At 68.3% G+C, this 12696-nt stretch carries 15 protein-coding genes; 5 read left to right on the forward strand and 10 right to left on the reverse strand.

What is annotated here, in order from left to right:
- The first annotated feature begins 18 nt into the window (after positions 1-18).
- Complete coding sequence (locus I6I07_RS08990) at positions 19-807, forward strand: MetQ/NlpA family ABC transporter substrate-binding protein (RefSeq protein ID WP_006391818.1); 789 nt, start codon at positions 19-21, stop codon at positions 805-807.
- Between the two features lie 177 nt (positions 808-984).
- Here the strand turns inward: I6I07_RS08990 and I6I07_RS08995 are convergent, their stop codons facing one another.
- Genes I6I07_RS08995 through I6I07_RS09010 form a run of 4 tightly spaced genes read right to left on the reverse strand, consistent with a single transcriptional unit; the run spans position 985 to position 3325 of the window.
- Positions 985-1479 (reverse strand): peroxiredoxin family protein, encoded by a 495-nt coding sequence (locus I6I07_RS08995; protein WP_006391817.1) that lies wholly within the window; start codon positions 1477-1479, stop codon positions 985-987.
- On the reverse strand, positions 1476-2222 hold the full coding sequence (locus I6I07_RS09000; protein WP_198486374.1) for a BON domain-containing protein: 747 nt from the start codon (positions 2220-2222) through the stop codon (positions 1476-1478). The genes I6I07_RS08995 and I6I07_RS09000 overlap by 4 nt, the downstream gene beginning before the upstream one ends.
- Positions 2219-2812: a phosphoheptose isomerase gene (locus I6I07_RS09005; RefSeq protein WP_198486375.1), complete on the reverse strand. Its 594-nt coding sequence runs from the start codon at positions 2810-2812 to the stop codon at positions 2219-2221. The genes I6I07_RS09000 and I6I07_RS09005 overlap by 4 nt, the downstream gene beginning before the upstream one ends.
- Positions 2813-2842: 30 nt before the next feature.
- Entirely contained in the window at positions 2843-3325 is a 483-nt protein-coding gene (locus I6I07_RS09010; protein ID WP_198486376.1) for a YraN family protein, read from the reverse strand.
- A gap of 65 nt (positions 3326-3390) precedes the next feature.
- Here I6I07_RS09010 and rsmI point away from each other — a divergent pair, with 65 nt between their 5' ends.
- Together rsmI and I6I07_RS09020 are read left to right on the forward strand one after the other, a co-directional pair.
- Entirely contained in the window at positions 3391-4320 is a 930-nt protein-coding gene (rsmI, locus tag I6I07_RS09015; protein ID WP_198486377.1) for a 16S rRNA (cytidine(1402)-2'-O)-methyltransferase, read from the forward strand.
- A gap of 3 nt (positions 4321-4323) precedes the next feature.
- Entirely contained in the window at positions 4324-4938 is a 615-nt protein-coding gene (locus tag I6I07_RS09020; RefSeq protein WP_198486378.1) for a methylated-DNA--[protein]-cysteine S-methyltransferase, read from the forward strand.
- Positions 4939-4953: 15 nt separating this feature from the next.
- On the opposite strand, the gene I6I07_RS09025 is transcribed toward I6I07_RS09020, so the two are convergent.
- A complete protein-coding gene (locus I6I07_RS09025) occupies positions 4954-5913 on the reverse strand; it encodes a septal ring lytic transglycosylase RlpA family protein (protein ID WP_198486379.1) in 960 nt (319 codons plus the stop codon).
- Entirely contained in the window at positions 5910-6782 is an 873-nt protein-coding gene (gene rapZ, locus I6I07_RS09030) for an RNase adapter RapZ (protein ID WP_198487459.1), read from the reverse strand. The genes I6I07_RS09025 and rapZ overlap by 4 nt, the downstream gene beginning before the upstream one ends.
- A gap of 199 nt (positions 6783-6981) precedes the next feature.
- Between rapZ and I6I07_RS09035 the strand changes: the two genes are divergently transcribed.
- Together I6I07_RS09035 and I6I07_RS09040 are read left to right on the forward strand one after the other, a co-directional pair.
- Complete coding sequence (locus tag I6I07_RS09035) at positions 6982-7737, forward strand: c-type cytochrome (protein WP_198486380.1); 756 nt, start codon at positions 6982-6984, stop codon at positions 7735-7737.
- Positions 7738-7748: 11 nt separating this feature from the next.
- On the forward strand, positions 7749-9032 hold the full coding sequence (locus I6I07_RS09040) for a c-type cytochrome (protein ID WP_198486381.1): 1284 nt from the start codon (positions 7749-7751) through the stop codon (positions 9030-9032).
- Here the strand turns inward: I6I07_RS09040 and I6I07_RS09045 are convergent, their stop codons facing one another.
- The 4 genes from I6I07_RS09045 to hpf all read right to left on the reverse strand — a co-directional run bounded on the left by I6I07_RS09045 (position 9033) and on the right by hpf (position 12609).
- On the reverse strand, positions 9033-10466 hold the full coding sequence (locus I6I07_RS09045; RefSeq protein WP_198486382.1) for a PLP-dependent aminotransferase family protein: 1434 nt from the start codon (positions 10464-10466) through the stop codon (positions 9033-9035).
- Positions 10467-10488: 22 nt separating this feature from the next.
- Positions 10489-11415 carry an HPr(Ser) kinase/phosphatase gene (gene hprK, locus I6I07_RS09050; protein ID WP_006216298.1) on the reverse strand — a complete coding sequence of 309 codons (927 nt, stop codon included), beginning with the start codon at positions 11413-11415 and terminating at the stop codon, positions 10489-10491.
- 20 nt (positions 11416-11435) lie between these two features.
- Entirely contained in the window at positions 11436-11891 is a 456-nt protein-coding gene (locus I6I07_RS09055; RefSeq protein ID WP_006391807.1) for a PTS sugar transporter subunit IIA, read from the reverse strand.
- A 382-nt stretch (positions 11892-12273) separates the two neighbouring features.
- Positions 12274-12609 carry a ribosome hibernation-promoting factor, HPF/YfiA family gene (gene hpf, locus I6I07_RS09060; protein ID WP_006391806.1) on the reverse strand — a complete coding sequence of 112 codons (336 nt, stop codon included), beginning with the start codon at positions 12607-12609 and terminating at the stop codon, positions 12274-12276.
- Positions 12610-12696: the final 87 nt, after the last annotated feature.

Below are 12696 nucleotides of genomic sequence, written 5' to 3' on the forward strand. Positions count from 1 at the left end.
CTATAAAAGAGGCAACTCATGCGTTTGAATTTCGTCCGTTCCGCCCTGGTGGCGTCGGCTCTGCTGGTGGCGGCCACCGCCGCCCATGCCGAAAAGATCGTGGTGGGCGCCACCCAGGTCCCGCACGCCGAGATCCTGGAAGTGGTCAAGCCGCAGCTGGCCAAGGAAGGCGTGGAACTCGACATCAAGGTCTTCAACGACTACGTGCAGCCGAACCTGCAGCTGGCCGACAAGCAGCTGGACGCCAACTTCTTCCAGCACAAGCCCTACCTGGACACCTTCAACAAGGACCGCAAGGCCACGCTGGTGCCGGTCGCCCTGGTGCACGTCGAACCCTTCGGCGGCTACTCCAAGAAGATCAAGACCCTGGCAGAGTTGAAGGACGGCGCCATCGTCGCCATCCCGAACGACCCGTCCAACGGCGGCCGCGCGCTGGTGCTGCTGCAGAAGCAGGGCATCATCAAGCTGAAGGATCCGTCCAACATCCTGGCGACCGCCGCCGATGTGGTCGAGAACCCCAAGAAGCTGAAGTTCCGCGAACTCGAGGCCGCCATGCTGCCGCGCTCGCTGGATGACGTCGACCTGGCCCTGATCAACACCAACTACGCGCTCGAAGCCGGCCTGGTGCCGACCAAGGACGCGCTGTTCATCGAAGGCGCCGATTCGCCGTACGCCAACATCCTGGTGACCCGCGCCGACAACAAGGACGCGCCGGGGATCAAGAAGCTGGTCAACGCGCTGCACTCGCCCGAGGTGAAGAAGTTCATCCTCGACAAGTACAAGGGCGCCGTGGTGCCGGCGTTCTGATCGCGACGCAGACCGCCCGCTTCGCCAGAACCGCCCGCGCATGCGGGCGGTTTTCTTTTTGGGGCGGGTGGCTCCCGGCCCGGGTCCGGCGCTGGCTGCCGGCGACGTCCGGACGCGGTCAAATGAAAACCGCCCGGCAAGCGGGCGGTTCAAGGGGCGGTGGCGGACGGGGCGGGATCAGCCGGCGGCCAGCGCCTTTTCGACGGTGGCGTGGAACTCGGCCACGTCGTATTCGCCCAGGTAGCGCTTGATAATGTGTCCCTGCTTGTCGATCAGGAACGCGGTGGGCGTCAGGCGGATGTCGCCGAAGGCGCGGGCGATGTCGCCCTTGGTGTCCAGCGCCACCGGGAACGGCAGCTTGCGGCTTTCGGTGAAGTTCAGCACGAAGTTGGGCGGATCGTAGTCCATGGCGACCGCGATGGCCTCGTAGCCCTTGCCCGCGTATTCGTTATAGGCGGAGATGGTTTCGGGCATCTGCTTGACGCAGGTGACACAGCTGGTGGCCCAGAATTTCACCAGCACCACCTTGCCGCGCAGATCCTGCATCGAGAAGGTCTTGCCTTCCAGCGTGGTGAAGGTGACGTTGGGCGCGGTCTGGGCCGGGCGCATGACGAACCAGGCGCCGATACCGACCGCCACCAGGACGGCCAGGGCTACGATGGCTTTTTTCATTTGATGGGCATGGCCTCTACGGCGCTGCCACCGCTGGGCGCGCTGCCGCCGCTGCTGCTGGCGGCATTCGGGTCGCTCTCGATGGGGGCCTTGGTTTCAGTGTTGGTCGACTTGCTGCCGCTGTTCGACAGGCGAATCGCTTCCTCGCGGCTGATGGTCTCGAACAGTTTAACCACCTTCGCGACGCCGCCCAGGTCGGCGACCGCGTTGGCGGCGTAGTCGCCCTCGGCCTGGGTCACCTTGCCCATCAGGTAGACCACGCTGTGGTCCGTGGTGACGGCGATGGTGCCGGACGGCACGTACTTGGTGTTGACCAGGGCGGTCTTGGCCTTGGAGGTGAGCCAGGTGTCGTTCGAACGCACGCCGAAGGACGCGATCGGGCCCACGGTCAGCTGGTTGATCACCTGCTTGACGTTCTCGACGCCCTGGGCGATGGCGGTGGCCTGGGACTTGGCCTCTTCGGTGGGCACGTCGCCGGTCAGCAGCAGGCGGCCGCCATAGGCCATGGCATTGACGCGCGCCGTTTCGCCCAGCTTCTGGGAGATCTGGCTCTGGGCCTTGAAGGCCATGTTCTGGTCTTCGAGCTGGATGCCCGAGGTGCGACGGTCGGTCACCACCAGCGCCGTGGTGGCGGCGGCGCCGCCCACGATCAGGGGGGCGCAGGCCGACAGCGACAGGGCCGCGCCGGACAGGGCCGCGGCGAGCAGCAGGGGGCGGGCGGCGGTTCTGACGTCTGAAATCATTCGGTGTCTCCAAGCAGAAGAGCGTCAATGCCGTCGCAAAGCGCATGCAACAGCAGTATATGGACTTCCTGGATGCGCATGGTGCGATCGCTGGGAACACATAGATGGACGTCCATCGGCGTAATGAGTTCCCCCATGACGCCGCCGCCCTTGCCGGTCAGGGCCAGGACGTGCATTTCACGGCTGGCGGCGGCCTCCATGGCGCGCACCACATTGGGCGAGTTGCCGCTGGTGGAAATGGCCACCAGCACGTCGCCGGCCTGGCCGAAGGCGTTCACCTGGCGTTCGAAGACTTCGTCGAAGCCATAGTCGTTGCCGACGGCGGTCAGGATCGAGGTGTCGGTGTTCAGGGCGATGCCGGCCAGGGGCAGGCGTTCGCGTTCGAAGCGGCCCACCAGCTCGGCGATGAAATGTTGCGCGTCGGCGGCCGAGCCGCCGTTGCCGCAAGCCAGAATCTTGCCGTTGTTGGCCAGGGAGCCAAACAGCACGTCCACCGCGATCGCCAGCGGCTCGGCCAGCACGCTCATGCTTTGTTCGTACGTGGCCATGGCGTCGCGAAAGTGCGACGTCATTCGAGAGGTCATATCCATGGCCGCGATTATCTCACGGGCGGACCCAAATCAAGCCAGCTCGAACGCCGCGCGCAGCCACCGGACCTGGCCGCCGTCGAACAGCACGGCGTCGAAACGGGCCGCGGGCGTGGCGCCATGCCAGTGGCGCATGGCCAGGGTCGGCAGCCAATGCGCCGCGGCGCGCGCCAGGCGCGCCTGCTTGTCGCGGCCGATGCTGGCGGCCGCGCCGCCGTAGGCGTCGCCCTGGCGCGAGCGCACCTCGACGAACACGAGCACGTCGCCGTCGCGCATGACCAGGTCGATCTCGCCCGCGCGGCAGCCCAGGTTGCGGGCCAGCAGCACCAGGCCGGCGGCCCGCAGCAGGCGCAGGGCGGCGTCTTCGTGGCCATCGCCGATACGCTGGCGCGGCGAGCGCCGCGGCGCCGGGCGGTGGGGGGCGACGGTGGCGCGCGTCGAGGCGCGCCGGCGCCGTTTTTGCGCGCGGCGGCGCGCCGCCAGGGCCAGCTCGAAAGCGAATGTGTCATCCGGCATGCCAGTTCCGAAACAGGGGACGATGGCGGCTACACTGGCATGGTTTTCCGCGTAAGTAGGCAGCAATGAATCAAAATGTCTCATCCCCGGTGGCCGGCGATGCCTGGGCCCGCGTCGCTGAACGCGTGGCCGGGCAGCATTGGCCCGCCTCGACGCTGTATGTGGTGGCCACACCGATCGGCAATCTGGGCGACCTGGGGCTGCGCGCCTGGCATGCGCTGCAACGCGCCGACGTGATCGCGGCCGAAGACACCCGCGCCAGCCGCACGCTGCTGGACGCCTGGGGCGTCAGCACGCCGCTGATGGCGGCGCATCGGCACAACGAAGCCGCCGCGGCGCAGGCCATCTGCGAGCGCCTGGCCCAGGGCCAGCGCGTGGCGCTGGTGTCGGACGCCGGCGCGCCGGCGGTCAGCGATCCCGGCGCGCGCGTGGTGCGCGCGGTGCGCGAGGCCGGCTTCGCGGTGGTGCCGGTGCCCGGGCCCAGCGCCGTGATCGCCGCGCTGATGGGCAGCGGCGTCACCACCGACGAGAATCCCGCCTACGCCTTCGCCGGCTTTCCGCCGTCCAAGACCGTGGCGCGCCAGCGCTGGCTGCGCACCTGGTGCGCGCTGCCGGCGCCGGTGGTGATGTTCGAATCGCCGCACCGGCTGGCCGCGACGCTGGCCGACCTGCTGGAGGTCTGCGGCCCCGCCCGCCTGTTGACCGTGGCGCGCGAGCTGACCAAGCGGTTCGAGGAGATCGCCACGTTCCCGCTGGGCGAGGCCGCCGCCTGGCTGGCGGCCGACGCGCACCGTGAGCAGGGCGAGTTCGTGCTGATCGCGCATGCCCAGGCCGGCCAGGAGGCCGACGAAGACGCCGACCCGCGCGCCGATGCCTTGCTGGATGCGCTGCTGGAAACCCTGTCGGTTCGCGACGCCTCGAAGATCGCCGCCAAGGTCACCGGTCTGTCGCGCGACGCCCTGTACACCCGGGCCCTGGCCCGCAAGAATTCGTAAGCCATGATCTACACCGCAGAGACCCGCAAGCGTCCTGGCGAAGCCGCGGAGCCGATCGTCTACCGTGACATCCCCACGCCGCTGGGCGAAATGCGACTGGTCGCCAGCGCCAAGGGGCTGCGCGGCGCCTGGTTCACCGACCAGACCCTGCTGCCGTCCGCCGAGGGCTGGACCCGCAGCGCATCCGATCCCCTCCTGGAACAGGCGCGGCGCGAACTGGACGAGTGGTTCGGCGGCCGGCGCCGCGAGTTCGAGGTGGCGCTGGATCCGGTCGGCACGCCGTTCCAGCATGAAGTCTGGCGCGCCTTGTGCAAGCTGGATTTCGGCCAGCTCGCCAGCTACGGCGAACTGGCGCGCCTCGTCGGCCGGCCCAAGGGCGCCCAGGCCATCGGCGGGGCGGTGGGCCGCAATCCCGTCATCATCATCATTCCGTGCCATCGCATCATTGGCGCCGACACCTCGCTGACCGGCTTCGGCGGCGGCCTGCCGCGCAAGCAGGCGCTGCTCAAGCACGAAGGCAGCGAGTACCTGAGCCGCAATGCGCGCGCGCGGCGGGTCTGTGATGGCCAGGCGCAACTGCCGTTCGAGCAGCCGTCGTTCGACTGGCCGCCGGCGTAGCGGGCGGACGCCGCGTTATTGCGCGGCGATGCTGGGCGTGATGCCGATGCGGTCCGACACCAGCTGCACCGCGTTCAGGGCGCTCTGGCGATCCGGATAGGGGCCGATCTTGACCCGATAGAGGTTGTTGGCCTGCTCGACCGCGGCGGGCGGCGTCCCGGCCGCGCCCAACTGGGTATTGATGCGGCTGACCAGCGACTGCGCATTGGCCGGCTGGCTGAACGCGCCCACCTGCAGATAGACGTTGCCGATCCCGCCGGCCGCCGGTTGGCGTACCGGCGCGCTGCCCGGCGCGGGCGCCGGTTGCTGCGCCAGCGGCTGCGGCTCCAGCGCCACCGGCGCGGCGGCGACGGGCGTGGCCACCGGCGTCGAGCCGGTCGCGGACGCGGGCTCGGGCGCCGGGCCCTGCGAGGCCCAGCGGCGGATTTCGTCCTGCTGGATACTTTCGACCACCACCTGGCCGCTGCCCGGCCCGATGATGCCGAGCTTGTAGGCCGCCACGTATGACAGGTCCATGATGCGGTCGCTGTGGAACGGTCCGCGGTCGTTGACCCGCACGATGATGGTCTTGCCGTTGACCAGGCTGGTGACCCGCGCGTAGCTGGGAATTGGCAGCGTGGTGTGGGCGGCCGTCATGGCGTACATGTCGTACGGCTCGCCGATCGAGGTCGAGTTGCCGTGGAATTTCTTGCCGTACCACGAGGCGATGCCCTGGCGCTTGTAGGGCTGGCCGGTGGTGTCCGGCACATAGCGCTGGCCGAACACCACGTAAGGGCGGTTGGCGCCGCTGGCGTAGGGTTCGATGCGCGGCACCGCGTCCGGCACCTGGTCCAGGTTCGACGGCGGGTTGGCGTCCGGGCCGTCGTCCTTGTAGTACCCGCCGCCCTTTTTACGTCCCCCGGTGGAAGAGCAGCCGGCCACGGCAATGGCCAGCAACAGCATCATGAGGATATGGAGCGGACGGGACAGGATCATGCGGATTCGTCGGGCAGTTGGGTGCGATGGCGCACCAGCAGCGGGTCGTGGTCGGCAAAGCGCTTGGCCAGCTGTTCGACCACATAGACCGAACGGTGCTGGCCACCGGTGCAGCCGATGGCGACGGTGAGGTAGTTGCGGGTGTCTTGCGTGTACTGCGGCAGCCAGCGGTTCAGGAAGCTGGTGATGTCGTCGATCATCAGCCCCACCTGTTCATAACCCGCCAGCCAGGCGGCGACGGGTTCGTCGCGGCCGGTCAGCGGACGCAGGTTGCGGTCGTAATAGGGGTTGGGCAGGCAGCGCACGTCGAACACCAGGTCGGCGTCGCGCGGCACGCCGCGTTTGTACGCGAACGATTCGAAGGTCAGCACCAGCGGCGCGCGGTCGGCCTGGATCAGGTCGCGGATCCAGGCGCGCAATTGGCCCGGCGTCAGCTCCGAGGTGTCGATGACGTGTTCCTGCTCGCGCAGCGGCGCCAGCAGTTCGCGTTCGAGCGCGATGCAGTCGGTCAGCGACGGCGCGGTGCCGCCGCGTTGCAGGCGGTCGGTCAGCGGATGGCGGCGGCGGGATTCGGAATAGCGCTGCACCAGGGTGTCGGTGCTGGCGTCCAGGAACACCACGCGCAGGCTGGTGCCCATGGCGCGCAGCGCGGTGACCACGTCGGGCAGTTCGGCCAGTTCGCCGGGCGATCGCACGTCGATGGCGACGGCGACGCGTTCCAGGCCGTCATCGCGGGCATTGGCGACGAACTCGGTCAGGAACCGCACGGGCAGGTTGTCGACGCAGGTGTAGCTGGCGTCCTCGAGCATGCGCAGGGCAACGGACTTGCCTGAGCCTGAGATGCCGGTAACGAGGACGACTTTCAACATGGACATGATTGTGGCACGCTTTTCCAGGAGGATGCCGGCGGGTTGGCATCTGATATGGCCGTAAACTGCGAATCTGCGCCTGTACTGCCTTGCGGGGCCTGGCGTAAGCTTGGGCACCCGCACGCGACCGCTTCATCTACGCGCCCCGCCGGCATGCGCCTTCGGGGTTGGAATTCGACTTAGTGTTAACTGATCCTAGATGTTAGCCTTCATTTCCTTTCGTAGTGTTTCACTGCCACGGTTCTGGGCAAAATCCCGCCTCCTGGCCGCCGCCGTTGTTGTCTTTTCGGCAGCGCCCGCGCTGGCCCAGGACACGCCCCAGGTGCTGCAGCCCGGCACCATGGCGGCCCGGGTGGCGGCCTGTACGGCCTGTCATGGCGAGCAGGGCCGCGCCGGCGCCGACGGCTATTACCCGCGCCTGGCGGGCAAGCCGCAGGAATACCTCTATCACCAGTTGCTGAACTTCCGCGACGACCGGCGCCAGTACCGGCCCATGGCGCACCTGCTGGCGGGCCTGCCGGATGCCTATCTGCACGAGATGGCCGCCTATTTCTCGTCGCAGCACGTGCCGTATCCGCCGCCGGTGCGCGCCGACGTTTCGGCCGCCACGCTCGAAGCCGGCCGCAAGCTGGCGCTGTCGGGCGACGCCGCCCGCGGCCTGCCGGCCTGTGCCGCCTGTCATGGCGCCTCGCTGGGCGGGGCGCTGCCGGCCATTCCCGGCCTGCTGGGCTTGCCGCGCGATTATGTCGGCTCGCAGATCGGCAGCTGGAAGAACGGCCTGCGCCGCGCCGCCGCGCCGGACTGCATGGCGGACATCGCCCACAAGCTCACGCCCGAAGACATCGGCGCGCTGGCGGCCTGGCTGTCGTCGCAACCGGTGGCCGACACCTATGCGCCCGAGCCCGCCGGCGCCCTGCGCCTGCCCGCCGAGTGCGGCAGCCAGGCGCAACGGTGAGGGGCCGACGGATGAAACTGATGAAGCGAATCCTGGGCACCTTGCTGGCGCTGGCCGTGATCGCGGTGGGCGCCCTCTACTGGCTGGGCACGCGCGACGACGCCAGCACCGGCGCGGCCGCGGCGCCGGCCGATCCGCAGCAGCGCATCGAGCGCGGACGCTATCTGGCGCTGGCCGGCAATTGCATGGCCTGCCACACGGCGCGCGGCGGCCAGGCCTATGCCGGCGGCACGCCCATCCCGACGCCGTTCGGCACGATCTACGGCCCCAACATCACGCCCGACGAGAAGACCGGCATCGGCGCCTGGAGCGCGGACGACTTCTGGCAGGCGCTGCACAACGGCAAGTCGCGTGACGGCACGCTGCTGTATCCGGCCTTCCCGTACACCGAGTACACCCGCGTGACGCGGGCGGATGCCGATGCGCTGTTCGCCTATCTGCGCACGATCACGCCGGTGAACCAGCCCAGCCGCGCGCCCGATCTCGATTTCCCGTATGACCAGCGCCTGCTGCTGGCCGCCTGGCGCGCGCTGTATTTCCGGCCGGGCGTGCAGGAAGCCGATCCGGGCCAGTCGACGCAGTGGAACCGCGGCCGCTACCTGGTCGAAGGCCTGGGCCATTGCGCCGCCTGCCACGCGCCGCGCAACAGCCTGGGCGCGACGCGCGCGGCCGATGGCCTGGCCGGCGGCATCATCCCGATGCTGGACTGGTACGCGCCGCCACTGACCAATGATCCGCAGACGGGGCTGGGGCGCTGGTCGGCCGAAGACATCGCGGCGTTGCTGCGCACCGGCATGGCGGCGCACTCCAGCGCCAGCGGTCCGATGGCCGAGGTGGTGCTGGGCAGCACCCAGCATCTGACCGAGGCAGATGCGCTGGCGATGGGCGTGTATCTCAAGTCGTTGCCGGCCACGCCCGCGGCGTCATCGCGGCCCGCCACGCCGGCGTCCCCGGCGGCCATGGAACTGGGCGGCAAGATCTACCGCCAGCAGTGCGCGCAATGCCACCAGCCGCAAGGCGAGGGCAGCGCGGGTGCCTGGCCCGCGCTGGCCGGCAATCCGACGGTGACCGCGCCGTCGCCGGTCAATGCCATCCGCATGGTGCTGGACGGCGGCTTCGCGCCCGCCACCGCGGCCAATCCGCGGCCGCACGGCATGCCGCCGTTCGGCCAATTGCTGAATGACAACGATATCGCGATGCTGGTGTCCTACATCCGCAACAGCTGGGGCAACGAGGCCGGCGGCGTGACGCCGCTCGAGGTCAAGCGCGCCCGCGCCGCCTCGACCCGCAACTGATCAGGACGATCGCGCGGCCGGCTGGCAGGCCGCGCGCGCCATCTCGCCCAGCGCGCGGATGGCATCGGCCTTGGCATCGTCCCAGGGATGGCCGTAGTTCAGTCGCAGCGCATTGCCGAACTGGCCGCTGGCCGAGAAGATCGGGCCGGGCGCCACGCTGATGCCGCGCGCCAGCGCCTGCCGGTGCAGGGCCAGCGCATCGACCGCCGCCGGCATTTCGATCCACAGGAAAAAGCCGCCCTGCGGCCGGGTCACGCGGGTGCCCGCGGGAAATTCGCGCGCGATCGCATTGGCCATCAGGTCCTGCTGCGCCTGCAGCGTTTCGCGCAGGCGGCGCAGGTGGCGGTCGTAGCCGCCCTGTTCCAGGTATTCGGCGATGGCGCCCTGCGCCGGACTCGACGCCGACAGCGTGGACGACAACTTCAGGCGCTGCACGCGCTGCGCGTAGCGGCCCGCGCTGGCCCAGCCGATGCGGTAGCCCGGCGCCAGGCATTTGGAGAACGACGAGCAGTGCAGCACCAGGCCCTGCTTGTCGAAGGCCTTGGCGGGCACCGGCCGCGTCGCGCCGAAATACAGCTCGCCGTAGACATCGTCCTCGATCAGCGGAATCTGGTGGCGCGCCAGCAGTTCGACCAATTGCCGTTTCTTGTCCTCGGGCATCAGGCTGCCCAGCGGATTCTGGAACTGCGTCATCAGCCAGCAGGCCTTGGGCGCGTGGCGCTGGATCGCGGTTTCCATCGCGCCCAGGTCGACGCCGGTGCGCGGATGCGTGGGCACTTCCAGCGCCTTCAGGCCGTGGCGTTCCAGCGCTTGCAACGCGCCGTAGAAGGTGGGGGCCTCGACGATGACCGTGTCGCCCGGCTGCGTCACCGCCTGCAGGCACAGGTTGAGCGCTTCCAGCGCGCCGTTGGTGACGACGATGTCGTTGGCCGGCACGTTGATGCCGGCGATCAGGTAGCGCAGCGCGATCTGCCGGCGCAGGCCGGGATTGCCGGGCGACAGGTCTTCCATCGTGTCCAGCGGGTCCTGGCGCTTGAGATGCGCCGCCATGGCCTGGGCCAGCCGCGGCAGCGGGAACAGCAGGGGGGAAGGAAAGGCCGAGCCCAGCGGCGTGACGTCGCGGTTGCGCACCGAATCGAGGATGTCGAAGATGCGCTCGCTGATCGCCAGTTCGGTCGATTCGCCGTCGGGACAGGAGGTGTCGGGTTCCGGCGGCAGGCTGTCGCCGCGCGCGTTGACGTAGTAGCCGGAGCGGGGGCGGGCGCGGATCAAGCCGCGCGCCTCCAGCAGGTAGTAGGCCTGGAACACCGTCGACGGGCTGACGCCGCGGCTGGCGCAGGCGTCGCGCACCGACGGCAGCTTGTCGCCCACGCGCAGCACGCCGTCGCGGATCGACTTGGCGATCTCGTTGGCGAGTTTCTCGTAAAGGCTCACGGTGCCGCGCGGCGACGCGCGTTCACTTGCTGCTTTGCAGGATCGCCATCGCCTGGCGTTCCATGAATTCGCCCAGGGTGTCGATGCCGCGCAGCTTGAGGATGGTGTTGCGCACCGCGGCTTCGACCAGCACCGCCAGGTTGCGGCCGGCGGCCACCTGCAGCATGACCTTGCGCACCGGCAGGCCCAGCATGTCCTGGGTGATGTCCTGCAGCGGCAGGCGTTCGAACTTGTCCTGCGCCGTGGCGCGCACCAGGTGCACGATCAGCTTCAGGCGCATCTTGCGGCGCACCGAGGTCTCGCCGAAGATGGTGCGGATGTCGAGCAGGCCCAGGCCGCGCACTTCCAGCAGGTTCTGCAGCAGCTGCGGGCAGTGGCCTTCGATCATGTTGGGCGCGGTGCGCGAGAACTCGACCGCGTCGTCGGCCACCAGGCCGTGGCCGCGCGAGATCAGTTCCAGCGCCAGTTCGCTCTTGCCCAGGCCCGATTCGCCGGTGATCAGCACGCCCAGGCCCAGCACGTCGAGGAACACGCCGTGCACGGTGGTGGTGGGGGCGAGTTTCTTGCCCAGGTAGATGCGCAGCAGGTCGATCAGTTGCGCGGCGGCCACCGGCGTGGACAGCAGCGGCACCTGGTGCTGGTCGCACTGGTCCACCAGGTCCTGCGGCGGCGTCAGGCCGTCGGCCAGCAGGATGGCGGGCACGCCGCCGATCAGCAGCTCGTCCATGTGGTGCATGCGGCGGCGCAGGTCGAAGCGGGTGTAGTACGCCAGTTCTTCCTGGCCGAACACCTGGATGCGCGACGGGTGGATCAGGTTCAGGTGGCCCACCAGGTCGGCGGCCGCCATGCCGTCATCGGGAATCGCGCGGTCCGCGGCCCCTTGGCCGGAAATCCAGTTGAAGGGGATTTTGTCGGCGTTGTCGTCGACGAGTTCCTGCACCGTGAGCATGGCAGCGTTTCCGCGAGGGGTCAGAGTTGGCCGGTGGTGAGCATCTTGTGGACGACGGCCGGGTCGGTCTCGGTGGCCAGCGCTTCGCGCAGCGCCTTGTTCGACATGAGCTGGGCCAGTTCCGCCAGGATATCCAGGTGCTGCTGGGTGGCGGTTTCGGGCACCAGCAGACAGAGCAGCATCGATACGGGCTGGCCGTCGGGGGCGTCGAACGTGATGGGCTGCGCCAGGCGGATGAAGGCGGCAAGCGCCTGCTCCAGGCCCTTCACGCGGCCGTGCGGCACGGCCACGCCCTGGCCGAGCGCGGTCGAGCCCAGGCGCTCCCGCGCAAACAGGCTGTCGAACACGAGTGCGCGTGCCAAGCCGTGGTTGTTTTCAAAGAGGAGGCCAGCCTGTTCGAACGCGCGCTTCTTGCTCGTGGCGAGCATATCGAGGACGACGTTGCCGGCGGGAAGGATGCGCGACAAATGATTCATCGGGTCATTATAGGGTTATATGACGCACTGCAAAAAACTCCGGTTGGAGGCACCCGCGTGGCGGTCCGCACCCTCCTGGATCAGGCCGCCGGTCCCGGGACGAGAGCGACAGCATAGACCGATAGCGCCGGGTTGTGGGCATTCTTCGTGCGCAGGCGGGTATACCAGCATGGTATGGCGTGGCTGCCTTGAGCAGGTATTCAGGGGGAGCAAATGCGATCCGCGGGCGTGCGCCGGGGAATGGGGGACAAAGAAGGCGGGGGAGGGAGTTTGCCGATGCCCCGGCTGGACGAGACGTCTAGCGGGACACCGGGACTTAGGCAGGATTCAAGAATCGCTGTTTAGCTTGGCTCGCACGGCGAGCGGGTCATGAAGCGCGGTGTTACTGGGTTGGCGAAAGGTTCGCCGCTTGCCGCTTCACGGACTCTGCCGTGTGACTTCGTACCTTGTCCTTGTGCTTGATGACCTGACGGTCGACTTTGTCAGCGAGAAGGTCGATCGCGGCGTAGAGATTTTCATCGGTTGCTTCACAATGAATGTCCTTGCCACTAAGACGCATGGTGATTTCGGCTCTGTGCCGCAGGGGCTCTACTGAGAGCATGACCTGGGTATCGATGACGTGATCGAAATGCCGCAGCACTCGCGCCAGTTTGTTCATGACATATTCCCGGATGGCCGGGGTGACGTCGAGGTGACGACCGCAGATGCTCAGGTTCATAGTGTGCTCTCCTTCTAAAAGAGGAAAAAATGGTGCGCGGAAGGCGCGGTGGGGTCGTTAGGCGTTCTCCTTGTTCGAGGGGTTCGT

Origin of the sequence: Achromobacter deleyi (assembly GCF_016127315.1) — a bacterium.
Classification (GTDB): domain Bacteria; phylum Pseudomonadota; class Gammaproteobacteria; order Burkholderiales; family Burkholderiaceae_B; genus Achromobacter; species Achromobacter insuavis_A.

What these genes read in the sequence shown, in the direction of transcription:
- I6I07_RS09000 (WP_198486374.1), bottom strand. Translation starts at nt 2,222, where the DNA reads ATGATTTCAGACGTCAGAACCGCCGCCCGCCCCCTGCTGCTCGCCGCG.
- hpf (WP_006391806.1), bottom strand. Translation starts at nt 12,609, where the DNA reads ATGAACCTGAGCATCTGCGGTCGTCACCTCGACGTCACCCCGGCCATC.
- I6I07_RS09025 (WP_198486379.1), bottom strand. Translation starts at nt 5,913, where the DNA reads ATGATCCTGTCCCGTCCGCTCCATATCCTCATGATGCTGTTGCTGGCC.
- hprK (WP_006216298.1), bottom strand. Translation starts at nt 11,415, where the DNA reads ATGCTCACGGTGCAGGAACTCGTCGACGACAACGCCGACAAAATCCCC.
- rapZ (WP_198487459.1), bottom strand. Translation starts at nt 6,782, where the DNA reads ATGTTGAAAGTCGTCCTCGTTACCGGCATCTCAGGCTCAGGCAAGTCC.
- I6I07_RS08995 (WP_006391817.1), bottom strand. Translation starts at nt 1,479, where the DNA reads ATGAAAAAAGCCATCGTAGCCCTGGCCGTCCTGGTGGCGGTCGGTATC.
- rsmI (WP_198486377.1), top strand. Translation starts at nt 3,391, where the DNA reads ATGAATCAAAATGTCTCATCCCCGGTGGCCGGCGATGCCTGGGCCCGC.
- I6I07_RS09010 (WP_198486376.1), bottom strand. Translation starts at nt 3,325, where the DNA reads ATGCCGGATGACACATTCGCTTTCGAGCTGGCCCTGGCGGCGCGCCGC.
- I6I07_RS09020 (WP_198486378.1), top strand. Translation starts at nt 4,324, where the DNA reads ATGATCTACACCGCAGAGACCCGCAAGCGTCCTGGCGAAGCCGCGGAG.
- I6I07_RS09005 (WP_198486375.1), bottom strand. Translation starts at nt 2,812, where the DNA reads ATGGATATGACCTCTCGAATGACGTCGCACTTTCGCGACGCCATGGCC.
- I6I07_RS09055 (WP_006391807.1), bottom strand. Translation starts at nt 11,891, where the DNA reads ATGAATCATTTGTCGCGCATCCTTCCCGCCGGCAACGTCGTCCTCGAT.
- I6I07_RS09040 (WP_198486381.1), top strand. Translation starts at nt 7,749, where the DNA reads ATGAAACTGATGAAGCGAATCCTGGGCACCTTGCTGGCGCTGGCCGTG.
- I6I07_RS08990 (WP_006391818.1), top strand. Translation starts at nt 19, where the DNA reads ATGCGTTTGAATTTCGTCCGTTCCGCCCTGGTGGCGTCGGCTCTGCTG.
- I6I07_RS09035 (WP_198486380.1), top strand. Translation starts at nt 6,982, where the DNA reads ATGTTAGCCTTCATTTCCTTTCGTAGTGTTTCACTGCCACGGTTCTGG.